Source organism: Clostridium sp. BL-8, from assembly GCF_002006495.1.
In the GTDB taxonomy this organism is placed as follows: Bacteria; Bacillota; Clostridia; order Clostridiales; family Clostridiaceae; genus Clostridium.
The window spans coordinates 32,532-46,128 of sequence record NZ_LZZL01000009.1 but is presented as its reverse complement, the minus strand read 5'-3'; the positions used below and the strand labels follow the sequence as shown (position 1 = coordinate 46,128).

Genomic DNA, 13,597 nt, shown 5'->3' with positions numbered 1-13,597 from the left:
ACATATAAATTTGATCCTAGAAAGTAATAATTTTGAACAATATATCTATTGCTCTCTAGAAATAATTATTGAGTTTGTATAAATTTTTTGTAGTTTTCTATTCGATCTTCTCTATTTGTTTTCTTTAACCAGCTCTTATATCTAGATATAATTTCTTCTATTGTTTTCAAGCTTAACTTAGTACTTTCTCCTTTTTTCATTTTTACATACATATTAATTTTTATTATATTACCCAATTTCCTCACCCCTTTTACACTTATACCTACCATATATATGCTGTATTTAAATTATTGTGATTAAAATTAGGCAAAAAAATAAAGGTAGACTATACATAACCTACTTTTATTTAATATTAACCACATTATTTTTATCTAAACCATTTTCTACAAGAATAGAATACAGTGTACCATCTGTTTTCATATCTGTAATTTTTTCGTTTAATGCGTTTAATAATGCTATATCATTTTTTCTAACTGCTATTCCTATAATTCCTTGCAATTCAGGAGTATAATCCTTAAGTGTTCTCAAAAAAAGATTTGTTTCTTTTTTTAAAAAATAGTTTATAACCACAGAATCCGCTAATCCTGCATCAACTCTTCCACTATTTATAGAATCCAATAAATCAGGTATATTCTCAAAAATCACCACTTCTTTCACCAAATTATTTTTCTTCCAACTTTGTGCCAACTCTTCAAAACTCGTACCTTTTTCTACCCCTATCAATGTATTTTTTAAATCATTTTTAAAATTAATTTTTGAGGCTTTGGGAACAATAACAGTTTCTGATTCCTTATACAATGGCTGCGTAAAAGATACAATTTTTTCGCGTTCAGAAGTTATATATATTCCATTAGCGGATATATCCACACTGCTATCACTATTTAATTTACTTAATAAATCCTTGAATGATGCTTCCTTCATCTGAATTTTATTGATTCCAAGTCTTCTTGCAATTTCTTTTATAATATCAGCATCAATTCCAACCAAACTATCTGCTTGGGAATTTTCATGAAAGAATGGAACTTCATTTGCTGATGCAACAGTTATTACTCCTTTTTCTTGAATTATTTGTAATCTATTTTTTTCAATTGAATTATCTACTGTAATACTACCATTAATAACTGCACTATATTTAATTATTATTCCAATAACAATTACAATAACTATTAAAATAAACATTTTTTTCATTAGTAAAAATCCCCTCCAAAGTATATTCAGTTTATAGTTATTTTCTTTGATTGAGATTTAAATTATTCACGTTTTAAAAAAATACAGCCAAAATTACTGACTGTATTATTTTATAACAACTTAAGCTATATAATATATAATCTCTCTTATTACGAGTAAATACCAGCAAATAATTTGCTGGTATTTATAATTCTACATCACTCTATTAGATTATCTATTTTGTTACAGTAACTTTGCATGTTGCTTTCTTTTTGCTTCCATCATTTGCTGTACATGTAATTGTCGCTGTTCCTTTAGATACTGCTGTTATTTTTCCATTACTGTCTACTTTAGCGACCTTTTTATTGCTTGATTTCCACTTTATTGCTTTATTAGTTGCTGTATTTGGAGCTATTGTTGCTATTAATGCTGATGTATTCCCTTTTGCTATACTTAAGCTTGACTTATTTAATGTTATTCCTGTTATTTTAGATGTTGATGTACTTGTTACAGTTACTTTACATGTTGCTTTTTTCTTACTTGTATCCTTTGCTTTACATGTAATTGTTGCTGTCCCTTTAGATACTGCTGTTATTTTTCCATTACTATCTACTTTAGCGACCTTTGTATTACTTGACTCCCATTTCACGGTTTTATTAGTTGCTGTATTTGGAGTTATTGTTGCTGTTAGTGTTGTTGTATTCCCTTTTGCTATACTTAAACTTGAGTTACTTAAAGTTATTCCTGTTACTCTTGTTGTTGATGCAAATGCCATTGACGTTGGCACTAAGTTTATACACATTATAATTACAACTAATAATTTTATAACCTTTTTTCCTACTTTTTTAAACATATTATTTTATTCCCCTTATAATATATATTTTTTTATATATATTTTAGCATTATCATCTACTTATTACAATTATAAGATAATAATCAAAATTCTAGAAAATAACAATATATGCTACATAGAATGAACCTTTAATATTTCTAACCACTACAAAAAGTTGTAGTGGTTAGATGCTTTTTTAAGAGTAAAATTGTCTATCGTATTAATGATGCAATTATCTCACTTATGACATATGTAATTAAAGAAAATATTAGTGCAACTAAAAGAAAACCAGTTAACATTACATTATATCTAATGATATCAGCCATTGATATATACTTGGTTAGTCCAACTATATTTAATAGAATTATCAATGCAAACATAATAAATAGACCTTTTGACGCCCCATTTATATCTGCTTTACTTAAGGATATATGTGAAGATATACATATAGATAAAAACAAGAATATATAAAACATAGGATTTTTTAAATTTGAATATGTAAATATAGTTTTTATAAGCCCATAATATGAATTTAATATTCTTTCAATGATCTTTATGTTTAAATTACTAATATTAATATTACTAGTGGATATTTTTATAAATTCACCATAAGAACTAGGAAGTAAAAACTTCATTAACAATATTATACATATTAATCCTCCAAAAATTGGCGCTATCCCTATAAAGAAATTTCCTATTTGCTGATAAATACTATTTTGATTATATGAATGTCTAACATATCCTAAAGTCCCACTTCCATCTGGCCTTTGAAGTAACTTCATCTCTTTTATAGAATGTCTAAAAATTAATGCAAGTATAGCGTGACTGAGTTCATGTACTGGAACTCCAATAAAACCCGTAACCATTACTGCATTAGGTCCAAAACTTCTTTGAAAATTTCTCAGAGAACCATTCCTTAATATTCCAAGTATAAACCCTATTAAAATAATCATTCCGGTTAAATAAATTGTTTCTATTATTGGTTGTAATAGTAGTGTTTTTAAGATTTCCATTAAATCGTCCCTTCTAAATTATCTTTCTTGATAATATCTTTTCTTTAGCTAATATTTATTTTACTTAGTCCCTCTTAGGCTTATATATACCTTAACAGAAAGATATTTTTCTACCATAACCAATATTACCATTAATTTTTGATAGTTGTTTGACAAATCTTTTAATTTTTTCTTAAAATATTATTACAAAATACAAATATGCCCAAGATGTTTTTCATCAGCATAAATATTATATTATCAATAAAATTCATAGCACCAAATCTTAAATTGCAATTTATTAATGGCTCTTCTGTAGCTGCCAATCATTTTTACTATAAACATACTCAAATGATTTAAAAGTTCTATTAAGAGATTTTGAATAAAATGAACCTTCCTGTTCAAAAGTAAAACCACATTTTTCAATCAACCATTTAGATGGTTGATTATTTTGAAAACAACAAGCATATACGTATTTTATATCACCAGAAAATAAATAATCTAAAATCTGATAAATTACTTCTGTCATAATTCCTTGATTCTGATAGTTACGATTCAGTGCAAATCCTAATTCTTTTGTATCTTCTCTTCCATTCTCAGAATCACTATTCACTGCTATATGACCAATCACTTTTCCGTTTTCTTTATTTTCTATTGCAAAAATGTTATTATTTTTAATATTTCTATGAAGTACTTCTTTTGAAGTTAAAAGGCTGCAATGGTGTTTCCATCCAGCCATCTCTCCAACTCCATCTTGACTACAATACTCATTTAAGTCCTTTAAATCTTTCTTTTCAAAACTGCGAAGAATTATTCTACAAGTTTCCATTCTCATCTATGTCACTTTCTTTAAAATTGCTATTTATAATACATAAATTAATTATACTTTTAAAAGTTATTTTTCATATTTTAGTTATTTTGATGACTCTATTATTTCTTTCGAAGTATCAAATGGTGAAAAGAGGCAACTGATTTAAATTCTTCTTTGTCACAAACTCTCTGCTCCATAGAAAGAATTTGCTTTTGCCATTCTTCATCTTTTTGTCTCTCTTGATTTTGTTGTAAATCCCAAAAGGTTCTAATCCCTAATATTTTTTCTATTTTAAAATCACTTGACCACTTTAAAATATCCATATCATCATAATAATGAATATCTCCAAATTTTTCTGCCTTCCCACTCTTTCCTTCTAACAATTCGTTTGCATGCTCAAAATTATTTAATAAAACAACCATCTGCATGATTCTTCCTGATCGATTATGTTTCACTAAAGATAATACTCCATCTTTTTTTTAGAATTCTTGCGAATTTCTTAGTAATCTCTTCTCTCTCTAAAGCATATTCAAAGACATTGTGACATAATATAACATCAAAATATTCGTCTTCAAATTCTTCTAAAATTCGAATATCTCCATGTATTTGAGTATAATTATTTTCAGTGATTCTTTTTAATAGCATTTCATCATCTGGCTCTATTGCAATAACTTCATTATCATTAGCAAAATATGAAGCCGTAATTCCTTTTCCACTTCCAAAATCTAATACCTTTTTATTATATATAAAACTTAACTGTTTCCATATCATTTGCTTTTGAAGTAATTCCCATACTGGAATATTTGCACTATCCATTTATATCCCCTCTACTATTTATATCCTAAACTTAAATTGTAATTCATTCAATTAATCAGTAAATTTATATTATTTTTGATATTTCATCGGTGTGAATCTAATACCTTCTTTTGTCTGTTCTATATCACTGTCCATAAATCCTAGTTTATGATAAATCTCGATTGCATACGGTGAAGAATTGACAGTAATTATTTTTGAGGTACTATTTTTTAGAACTGTCTCAAATAATTTTCGTCCAATTCCTTGCCTGTGATATTTTCCATGTACAAAAAATAATGCAATATGATTGCCATTATTTCTTGTTGCTATAATACCGACAAGATTTTCCTTTTCGTATGTGCCATAAATTTCAAGACCATTTACTGCTTCTTCATTATTTATAAAATCATGAAATGTATTTATACCTTCATCCACATAATCAGGTGCTTCAAATTCTAAAAATACATTCCATACAAAATGCATAGCGCTTGCTTTTTCGGATTGCAGTATTTTCTTTATCTCCATTTACTATCACCTCTGCAAATTGGAATTTGATTTAATCCTCTATAATCATATTAACAAGAGTTTGAATATGTATCTGCATTGTATCTAAACAATCTACCGGTGTTTTAACTCCTTTGAACAACAATGGCAATTCAGTACAGCCTAAAACAATTGCTTGTATTCCATTTTCATCTTTCATTCTCTGCACAATTTTCAGAAATGCTGATAAAGTTTCTTCCTTGACAATACCTAATTCTAACTCTTGAGAAATCTTTTGATTGACAAAATCCTTTTCTTCATCAGTTGGGGTTATGACTTCTATATGATTTTTTAAAAATGGCTTTTTAAAAAATTCTCCATTCATAGTAAAGATTGTTCCTAGCAACCCTATTTTAGATATATTACGTCGTTTTGCTTCATCACAAGCAACCTCAATAATACTCACAAGTCGGATAGGCGAACGCTTCTGAATCTCATCAAAAACAATGTGTGGTGTATTTGCCGATAAAGCTATAAAATCTGCACCGCTGGCTCTCAAATTATTGATTGCTATCATTAAATAATTGATAAGCGCCTCATATTCTTTCCTTTCACACATGTTAAGGATATCAAAAACATTCACACTCTCAATAGTCAGATTAGGAAAGAACTTTTTCCCAATTTTGCTTTGAACTCCATATACAATGTCATGATAGTATGGAATTGTTGATTCTGGTCCCATTCCGCCAATTAAACCTAACTTTTTCATGTCTACCTCCTCTATTACAATTTATCTTTCAATTAATCCTAATAACATATTTTCAAAGTGTCATACTTCTGAATTTTGTCATTTAATAGAGTCCATTAAATTGGATAATCCTTCATCTGTTCTCTCTTGCTTTTCTTCAGCTGATAATTCAGGATGTACTTTTTCAATAATTTCATAAAATGATTCTTGAGCTTTTTCGTATTCTGTTTTATATTCATCTATTTTTTCTGATTTTATTTTAAAATGCATATTAGAAGAAATATCAATAATTTTCTCCCGTTTCATATAGCATACTAATTGTGTACTATTTAATATGGCATTAGGGGAATTGAATTCTATTAATGCTTGTACTTCGCATCAATAGCAATTAATACCTCTACAAATTGTAATTTGAAATATATTTACTTATATTTGTAATGTTTCAATTAAATTTTGAAATATCAATTTATGTAGATAATCTGATGGATGTAAACCGTCATTTCTACATCCATCACCATAAATAATATCTTCAATTACTAATTTACTTTTTGTAAGGTATTCCATTATATACTTATAATTATCCACCAATAAAACTTTTTTATTATCTGCAATATCACGCAAAATTCTAACAACTTCATTAGTATGATAGATTCTATTTAGATAATACTCATTACTATTAACTGATTGTGTAGGGGTTAGCAAAACCACTATTTTTCCTTTACTAATCAATCGATCAACAATACATTCACAATTAGTCTTTAATTCTTCCATTCCATTATCTAGTTTTCGGTCATTCAATCCCATCAGAACAATTATCAACATATCATCATTTGAAATTAATGTATCAAGATATTTATTTATTTGATACGAAAATGCTCCTCCACATCCTTTATTCTCAACAGAACATGTACTATAATTATCTCGCAAGTATCGTTCCAATAATCCCCACCAACTGTTAGGTGCTACTCTTCTAAAGAATTTTGTTCTATCTTCTTCGAATATCAGTTCTTTAGTTTCATAACTCATAGAACTACCTGCGCCAGCAGCAATACTATCTCCAATGATTTTAATTTTTATGCCTTTTACAAATATATCTTTATTCATAAGTTCTCCTATAAGATCACTCTCTATAACTCACCTTAAATTAGACTTTATCTGGTATTTTTGAATGCTTATTTTCAATTTGTTATATAACTAGTTTCTATCCATTTCAAGATAAAGTTCATTTAATAAAAGACCCCTTTGTATATTCAACAGTTTATCTCATAAAAAACAAATTTCTATTTTTAACTCATAACTTTAAGTTGAATTTTATAAATCTTCTACCACCTAATCATCTAATTATTTTAGACATATAATATTCATTTAAGATTATACAAATACTATTAGCAATATAGTTCTTCAAAAACTGGATAAGATACATTCTCAAATGGCCAATCATTTTCTATCCACTTTGTAACTGTTCTATATAATAGCTCGTCTGTAACCGATTCTCTTGTCCACATAGTAATTTCAGCATCATGAGAATTTGATGGATCAATATAAATGCAGCCTAAACAGTTTTGATCTTCAAAATCAAATACAGTATAAGCAAATGCAGCTCTTTCATTAAACTCTTTCTCATGCCGCTTTAAATCCTTCTCATCTTCCTCAAGCGTCAAAGTATCTTCTGGCCATCCATTTGTGTATTCTTTCGAATAAATCTCATGAATATGATCTTTGGCTTCCATAACAGCCTCATAGTCCTTATGCAAATCTAAAACAGTAAGTTTTCTTATGGTAAAATCTGCTGTTTTATGTATAATTGGAACAGCAAATTCATCTGATACAAATGATTTTTTCATTTCTATATATTCTCCTTTAATTAATATTAATAATTCAAATTTCTATTTATCTCCATGTAAATTATAGCATATTTTGTTAATATCACACTACTCAGTTTTCAAATAGAGCATTATTTACTACAGAATATATAAATCATTGTGTAATAAAAAAATATCACAAATTCATTTTGAATATGTGATATTTTATCTTTATTAATTATAAATTTTATTTCTATTTGCTACAATAACCCCTACAAGTGGATGTAACTTGTGCACTTCAATTGTGAAACCAGAATTTGAAAAGCAATTCACTAGTTCTTCAACACTTGATGGGAAATCTACTTCTGGACCATATCCTACTATAGAAAATTCTTTTCTATAGTTATCAGGATTTTCAAAAAACATTAAATCCCCAATAATAATGCTTTGCAAGCTTTCCCCCACCATGGCAATCATTTTTTCTATTGCTTTTTGTTTATATATTGTAGTTAAGTGATGTAAAGCATAGTTGGAAATAATTTTTGTAATATTTTTTTTATGTAAATCTACATTTAAGTTTGGTTCTTCAAATGTTCCTATATAAAGTTTAATATTTTGTATATTTTTATTTTTTATATTTTCCTTAGCTTGACTAATCATTCCCTCACTAATGTCTATACCGATTGCTAATTTTATTTTTTGTGATAGTTCAACAATTTGTTTTCCAGTACCACACCCTAAATCAAGTATCACATCATCCATATTAGGCTTAACCAATTCATTTATTATTTCTGCAGTTTTAGACCTCCAGTAATAACTATCAGTAACATATTGTTTACTTGCATTATTAAACCTCTGCTTTGCTCTTGTCTCCATATTTGTTATCTTGGTAATATCAATAAGTTGCTGAATTTCCAAAAAACCATTATTTTGCATTTGTTTTTTAGCTTTATTCAAAGCCATAAGAACTACATCAATATGTTTTTTATTTTCCTCTAAAGCCCTTGTTTGAATATCTATTATACTTTCTATGCTTTCATTTTTTTCATTTATTAGCTGATCTATTTCTTCAAGTGACAACCCAATAAATTTCAGTGTAGTAATCTGTTGTAATTTAATAAAATCTTCATCACAATAAATTCTATAGCCCACATCTGTTTTTACAGACGGCTGTAACAGCCCAATCTTATCATAATAACGCAATGTTTTCACCGTTACCCCTGATCTTTTAGCAAATTCACTAATCTTCAAAATTCTCCCTCCTCCCAAAATTATTTTAAATCCTCCCCTCAGGGGAAAGTCAATATTAATTTGCTACAATCTATTAAATACTTCTCATAAAAATACAATGATGCGATATAAATTAATACATTTAATCATCACATAAGTCTAAGTCTTCAATTGTGTATCTATAAACATAAAAAAATAGCAAGTTCTCTATATTTATAGTTGAACTTGCTATTTTCTTAATTTATATAATAGGTTTAACTAGAGGGCATATTAATTAATTGTTTATTATCTTAACATCCATCCTGAAATTACCATCATTTGTACTTCTGATGTTCCTTCATAGATTTCTGTTATTTTGGCATCACGCATCATTCTTTCAATTGGATAATCGCTTGTATATCCATAGCCGCCAAATAATTGTAAGCATCGGCTTGTTACATCAGTTGCATTTCTAGCGGCAACCAATTTTGCCATAGCAGCTAAATGCGTGAATTTCTCATGCTCATCTTTTGCACATGCAGCTTGATATACTAAAAGCTTTGCAGCTTCTGTACTTGCACGCATCTGAGCAAGTTCAAATTGTGTATTTTGAAATTGAGCGATAGGTCGCCCAAATTGAACACGTTCCTTAACATACTTTACAGTTTCTTCTATTGCACCTTCTGCAATACCAAGAGCTTGTGCAGCAATACCAATACGTCCTCCATCAAGAGTTGCCATTGCAATGCTAAATCCTTTGCCTTCTTCTCCCAAAAGATTTTCTTTTGGAACTATACAGTTATCAAAGAATAATTCACAAGTAGAAGATGCACGGATTCCCATCTTTAATTCATGACTTCCAACAGAGAAACCTGGGAAATCTTTTTCAACTATAAATGCTGAAATACCTTTTGTTCCCTTGCTCTTATCTGTCATAGCAAGAACAATATATATATCTGCAAATCCTGCATTGGTAATAAATATTTTGCTTCCATTTAATACATAGTGGTCTCCGTCTAATACTGCTGTTGTCTTTTGCATAGAAGCATCAGTTCCAGCAACAGGTTCTGTTAATCCAAAGGCACCTAATTTTTCACCTGAAGCAAGTGGTTTTAAATATTTTTCTTTTTGCTCATCTGTACCGTATGTGTAGATTGGTGTTGCACAAAGACTTGTATGTGCTGAAACAATAACACCTGTTGTTGCACAGCATTTAGATAATTCTTCTACACATTGTATATAACTTAAGGTATCCATTCCAGCTCCGCCGTATTCTTCAGGGAATGGAATTCCAAGTAAGCCCATTTCAGCCATTTTGGCTACATTTTCTTCTGGAAAACGCATGCTTTCATCAATTTCTTTTGCAATTGGTTTTACCTCATTTTCTGCAAAATCCCTATACATTTCTTGTAATTGTTCATGGTTTTCATCTTGTTTAAAATTCATATTAATCTCCTACCTTCCTTTTCATCTTTTCCTTTTTTTCTTTTATGGGATATCAATCGTATTTTTGATATTTATTAATTTAAGCCATCAATTGGACAGCATACTTTACCTGGATTCATGATAGAATTTGGATCAAACACTTTTTTAATGCCTTTCATTAATTCCATATTTACTTCTCCAACACTATCGGCTAAGTAGCTCATCTTTCCACTTCCAATTCCATGTTCTCCTGAAACAAGTCCACCGCATTTGATTGCTTCTTCGTAAATGATCTTGAAGAATTTATCAACTCTTGTTTTGAATTCTTCTTCTTCTAAATCGTTACTACATTGGTATATGTGAAGATTTCCATCTCCTGCATGTCCAAAACTCTTAATAGTTAATCCACACTCTTCACCAGTTTTATTTACAAAAGCAAGATACGGAGCGATTTTATTTACTGGAACTACAACATCACATTCATCTAACAATTTTGTTTCTGCCATAATAGCTTCTAAGAAACTTGAACGTGCAGCCCATGCATCTTTTATTTTTGCAGGTGTATCAGCTACAAGAACATCAATTGCTCCAGCTTCTAATACTATTTCACTTGCTTGCTCAATAAGATTATTTAATTCATCTTCATTACCTGCATCTATAGTAACAAGTAAATAAGCATTTGCGGTAACTCCATCAATTACTTGTGGGAATACGCTCTTTCCAATATATCTTTCACTAGATAAAACAATTTCTCTTTCCATGAATTCTATCGCTTGTGGATTCATGTGTTCCATTCTAAATTTTGGAACAGTAGAAATACAATCATCTAAATTTTCAAAAGGAATAATTAAACTTGCTACTACCTTTGGCGCTGGCATTACTTTCAATGTAAGTTCTGTAATAATTCCAAGTGTACCTTCTGAACCAATCATTAGATTTAAAAGGCTATAACCCGAGCTTGTTTTTGATACTGTAGCACCAAATTTAGTGATTTCTCCTGTTGGAAGAACAACTGTCATCGCACGTACATAATCACGTGTTGCACCGTATTTAACGGCTCTCATTCCACCAGCATTTGTTGCAACATTTCCACCTAAACAAGCAAATTTTTCACCAGGATCTGGAGCATATAATAATCCTTGTTTTAAACAATCCTCTGCAAGGTCATTTAATAGAACTCCAGCTTCTACATGAACAACAAAATTTTCTAAATCATAAGAAATTATTTTGTTCATTTTTGTAATATCAATCAAAACTCCTCCAAGTAGTGGAACTGCTCCACCTGTAAGTCCTGTGCCTGCTCCTCTTGGAGTTACTGGTATTTTATTTTCATTACATATTTTTACTACTGCAGCAACTTCTTCTGTAGAATGTGCCATAAACACAACTTGTGGAGCTACTTTTCCGTAGATAGGCATTTCATCGTGACTATAGTCGTCATTTATATCAGCACCTGTTAAAATATGCCCTGGAGCTGCCTCCTGTAATTTTGAGATTAATTCTTCTGTTAATTTATTATACTCAGCCATAACAATCATTTCCCTTCTAATATACTTATTCAGTTTACAATTTACAATTTCGTATAAAATTTACAATGGAGTTTTTAAAATTATTTATTTTTTCGAAAAGCTGTAAGCTTTTCTTCCTTACCTGTAAATTGTGCACTGCCAACTGTAAATTACTTTAAAGCGTACCTATAAAACATACTATTCCAGCAATAACTACGTAACATACAAAATACTTAAATGCACTTCTTAAAATTTTACTTTCCGAACCTGACTTATCAATTGCACTTGCACCAATTGCAATGCTTTGAGGGCAAATCATCTTTCCGATACCTGCTCCAAGAGTATTTGCTGCCGCCATCCATGCTCCAGAAAGTCCAAGATTTTGTGCTGTTTGTACTTGTAATCCTCCAAATAAAACACTGGTTGATGTTCCCGAACCTGTGACAAATCCTCCAATAGCTCCAATTAATGGGGAAATTAGCGGATATGCGCCTCCTGTAACTACAACTAAAAGACTTGCAATATCTGAAATCATTCCACTATAACCCATTACCTTTGCTGTTGACATAACCGCACAAATTGTAACAATTGTTTTCCAGTTTGCTTTTAATGTATTAAGTAATACCTCAAACATCAGTGATACTTTTGCTCCTTGAACAAGACCGCCAATAATTGCAGCAATAAAGATAATAATACCTGGTGTATTAATCCAACTAAAAGTTAACGTGCTTCCACCTTTTCCAGCATATACAACTGCACTAGTCTTAAATACTGCAATAGCATTATGAAGTAGTGGAACTAATGTTGATGTAGCCATTAACATTATGAATATCAAAATAAATGGACACCATGCTTTTATTGCTTTACCAAATGATAAAGTTATTGCTTCTTTTGCATTATCAACTTTAATGCAATATTCATCTTGAGGTTTTTTATTAAATACTTTTGCTGCAACACTTGTACACACCATACAGCAAATAGATCCTACTATATCCGGTAATTCTGGTCCAAGTAAAGTTGCTGTAATATAAGCAGGTATTGTAAATGATAATGCAGCAACTAATGTAATAGCAAATACGCCTTTTAATGCCTTTATTCCACCACCTACAATGCAAACCATAATAAATGGACTGATAAAGATAAGAATCGATTCAATTATTGCCGTACTTGCGGCTATTGCGCCAGCTCCAACCCCTGTTACTGCAGAAACTGTTACTAGAGGTATTCCTACTGATCCAAACGCAGTTGGAGTAGTGTTAGCAACCAAACAAGCTAGAACTGCTGAAAATGGATTTAATCCAAGACCAGCAAGCATAGACGCTGGAATAGCAACCGCTGTGCCGAAGCCAGCCATACCTTCCATAAAATTCCCAAATCCCCATCCAATAATTAATGTTAAAACCCTTTTATCCACAGAAACTCCAGCTAACATTTCTTTTATGAAATCCATCGCACCTGTACGTAAGATTAAATTATACGTAAACAAAGCTGCAATAATAACTAGACAGATTGGCCACAATGCGTTAAGTATTCCTTCTAATACCCCTGTCGCAGCATAAACCACATTTAATTTCCAGAAAAAAATAGCTAAAAACATTGTAAGAACAAGTGCAATAGAGCAGGCTTTATAACCTGGCATCTTTAATCCGCTAAGTGCAATTATAAGCCAAAGGATTGGTAATATGGCCATTAAAAATTTAAAAAACAGCATTTTTTTATCCTCCTTATACATTTTTCAAATGGTATAACCTTTTTACAATTGGTATGACCACTACATCATGATTATTTATTTTCCCACTTGCTGTTTAATACTGCTTTTACATATATT

The 13,597-nt window shown here is 30.0% G+C and carries 16 protein-coding genes; all 16 read right to left on the bottom strand.

Annotated features, from left to right (window positions below):
- Positions 1-65 precede the first annotated feature (65 nt).
- The 16 genes from CLOBL_RS27860 to CLOBL_RS04000 all read right to left on the bottom strand — a co-directional run bounded on the left by CLOBL_RS27860 (position 66) and on the right by CLOBL_RS04000 (position 13,480).
- Positions 66-236 (bottom strand): hypothetical protein, encoded by a 171-nt coding sequence (locus tag CLOBL_RS27860; protein ID WP_179117680.1) that lies wholly within the window; start codon positions 234-236, stop codon positions 66-68.
- Positions 237-342: 106 nt separating this feature from the next.
- The gene (locus CLOBL_RS04060; RefSeq protein ID WP_077857842.1) at positions 343-1,188 is read right to left on the bottom strand and encodes an ABC transporter substrate-binding protein; all 846 of its coding nucleotides are present in this window, start codon (positions 1,186-1,188) and stop codon (positions 343-345) included.
- Positions 1,189-1,402: 214 nt separating this feature from the next.
- Positions 1,403-2,020, bottom strand: coding sequence for an Ig-like domain-containing protein (locus CLOBL_RS04055; RefSeq protein ID WP_077857841.1), 618 nt, complete (start codon positions 2,018-2,020; stop codon positions 1,403-1,405).
- Between the two features lie 191 nt (positions 2,021-2,211).
- Entirely contained in the window at positions 2,212-3,012 is an 801-nt protein-coding gene (locus CLOBL_RS04050) for a hypothetical protein (protein ID WP_077857840.1), read from the bottom strand.
- A 277-nt stretch (positions 3,013-3,289) separates the two neighbouring features.
- A complete protein-coding gene (locus CLOBL_RS04045; RefSeq protein WP_077857839.1) occupies positions 3,290-3,823 on the bottom strand; it encodes a GNAT family protein in 534 nt (177 codons plus the stop codon).
- A 95-nt stretch (positions 3,824-3,918) separates the two neighbouring features.
- Complete coding sequence (locus tag CLOBL_RS28450; protein WP_242953785.1) at positions 3,919-4,254, bottom strand: hypothetical protein; 336 nt, start codon at positions 4,252-4,254, stop codon at positions 3,919-3,921.
- Entirely contained in the window at positions 4,244-4,615 is a 372-nt protein-coding gene (locus CLOBL_RS28445) for a class I SAM-dependent methyltransferase (RefSeq protein ID WP_242953784.1), read from the bottom strand. The genes CLOBL_RS28450 and CLOBL_RS28445 overlap by 11 nt, the downstream gene beginning before the upstream one ends.
- A 69-nt stretch (positions 4,616-4,684) precedes the next feature.
- Positions 4,685-5,119, bottom strand: a complete 435-nt coding sequence (locus CLOBL_RS04035; protein ID WP_077857838.1) for a GNAT family N-acetyltransferase — start codon at positions 5,117-5,119, stop codon at positions 4,685-4,687.
- 31 nt (positions 5,120-5,150) lie between these two features.
- The gene (locus CLOBL_RS04030; RefSeq protein WP_077857837.1) at positions 5,151-5,846 is read right to left on the bottom strand and encodes an amino acid racemase; all 696 of its coding nucleotides are present in this window, start codon (positions 5,844-5,846) and stop codon (positions 5,151-5,153) included.
- Positions 5,847-5,924: 78 nt separating this feature from the next.
- Positions 5,925-6,131: a hypothetical protein gene (locus tag CLOBL_RS27425; protein WP_143323835.1), complete on the bottom strand. Its 207-nt coding sequence runs from the start codon at positions 6,129-6,131 to the stop codon at positions 5,925-5,927.
- A gap of 120 nt (positions 6,132-6,251) precedes the next feature.
- Entirely contained in the window at positions 6,252-6,929 is a 678-nt protein-coding gene (locus CLOBL_RS04025; RefSeq protein WP_077857836.1) for an SGNH/GDSL hydrolase family protein, read from the bottom strand.
- A gap of 281 nt (positions 6,930-7,210) precedes the next feature.
- The gene (locus CLOBL_RS04020; RefSeq protein ID WP_179117679.1) at positions 7,211-7,669 is read right to left on the bottom strand and encodes a hypothetical protein; all 459 of its coding nucleotides are present in this window, start codon (positions 7,667-7,669) and stop codon (positions 7,211-7,213) included.
- Positions 7,670-7,861: 192 nt separating this feature from the next.
- The gene (locus CLOBL_RS04015; protein WP_242953783.1) at positions 7,862-8,878 is read right to left on the bottom strand and encodes a MerR family transcriptional regulator; all 1,017 of its coding nucleotides are present in this window, start codon (positions 8,876-8,878) and stop codon (positions 7,862-7,864) included.
- A 264-nt stretch (positions 8,879-9,142) separates the two neighbouring features.
- Positions 9,143-10,282, bottom strand: a complete 1,140-nt coding sequence (locus CLOBL_RS04010) for an acyl-CoA dehydrogenase (protein WP_077857833.1) — start codon at positions 10,280-10,282, stop codon at positions 9,143-9,145.
- A 74-nt stretch (positions 10,283-10,356) separates the two neighbouring features.
- Entirely contained in the window at positions 10,357-11,790 is a 1,434-nt protein-coding gene (locus CLOBL_RS04005; RefSeq protein ID WP_077857832.1) for an FAD-binding oxidoreductase, read from the bottom strand.
- A 154-nt stretch (positions 11,791-11,944) separates the two neighbouring features.
- The gene (locus CLOBL_RS04000; RefSeq protein WP_077857831.1) at positions 11,945-13,480 is read right to left on the bottom strand and encodes an L-lactate permease; all 1,536 of its coding nucleotides are present in this window, start codon (positions 13,478-13,480) and stop codon (positions 11,945-11,947) included.
- Positions 13,481-13,597: the final 117 nt, after the last annotated feature.

What these genes read in the sequence shown, in the direction of transcription:
- CLOBL_RS04060 (WP_077857842.1), bottom strand. Translation starts at nt 1,188, where the DNA reads ATGAAAAAAATGTTTATTTTAATAGTTATTGTAATTGTTATTGGAATA.
- CLOBL_RS04055 (WP_077857841.1), bottom strand. Translation starts at nt 2,020, where the DNA reads ATGTTTAAAAAAGTAGGAAAAAAGGTTATAAAATTATTAGTTGTAATT.
- CLOBL_RS04050 (WP_077857840.1), bottom strand. Translation starts at nt 3,012, where the DNA reads ATGGAAATCTTAAAAACACTACTATTACAACCAATAATAGAAACAATT.
- CLOBL_RS04045 (WP_077857839.1), bottom strand. Translation starts at nt 3,823, where the DNA reads ATGAGAATGGAAACTTGTAGAATAATTCTTCGCAGTTTTGAAAAGAAA.
- CLOBL_RS28445 (WP_242953784.1), bottom strand. Translation starts at nt 4,615, where the DNA reads ATGGATAGTGCAAATATTCCAGTATGGGAATTACTTCAAAAGCAAATG.
- CLOBL_RS04035 (WP_077857838.1), bottom strand. Translation starts at nt 5,119, where the DNA reads ATGGAGATAAAGAAAATACTGCAATCCGAAAAAGCAAGCGCTATGCAT.
- CLOBL_RS04030 (WP_077857837.1), bottom strand. Translation starts at nt 5,846, where the DNA reads ATGAAAAAGTTAGGTTTAATTGGCGGAATGGGACCAGAATCAACAATT.
- CLOBL_RS27425 (WP_143323835.1), bottom strand. Translation starts at nt 6,131, where the DNA reads ATGAAACGGGAGAAAATTATTGATATTTCTTCTAATATGCATTTTAAA.
- CLOBL_RS04025 (WP_077857836.1), bottom strand. Translation starts at nt 6,929, where the DNA reads ATGAATAAAGATATATTTGTAAAAGGCATAAAAATTAAAATCATTGGA.
- CLOBL_RS04020 (WP_179117679.1), bottom strand. Translation starts at nt 7,669, where the DNA reads ATGAAAAAATCATTTGTATCAGATGAATTTGCTGTTCCAATTATACAT.
- CLOBL_RS04010 (WP_077857833.1), bottom strand. Translation starts at nt 10,282, where the DNA reads ATGAATTTTAAACAAGATGAAAACCATGAACAATTACAAGAAATGTAT.
- CLOBL_RS04005 (WP_077857832.1), bottom strand. Translation starts at nt 11,790, where the DNA reads ATGGCTGAGTATAATAAATTAACAGAAGAATTAATCTCAAAATTACAG.
- CLOBL_RS04000 (WP_077857831.1), bottom strand. Translation starts at nt 13,480, where the DNA reads ATGCTGTTTTTTAAATTTTTAATGGCCATATTACCAATCCTTTGGCTT.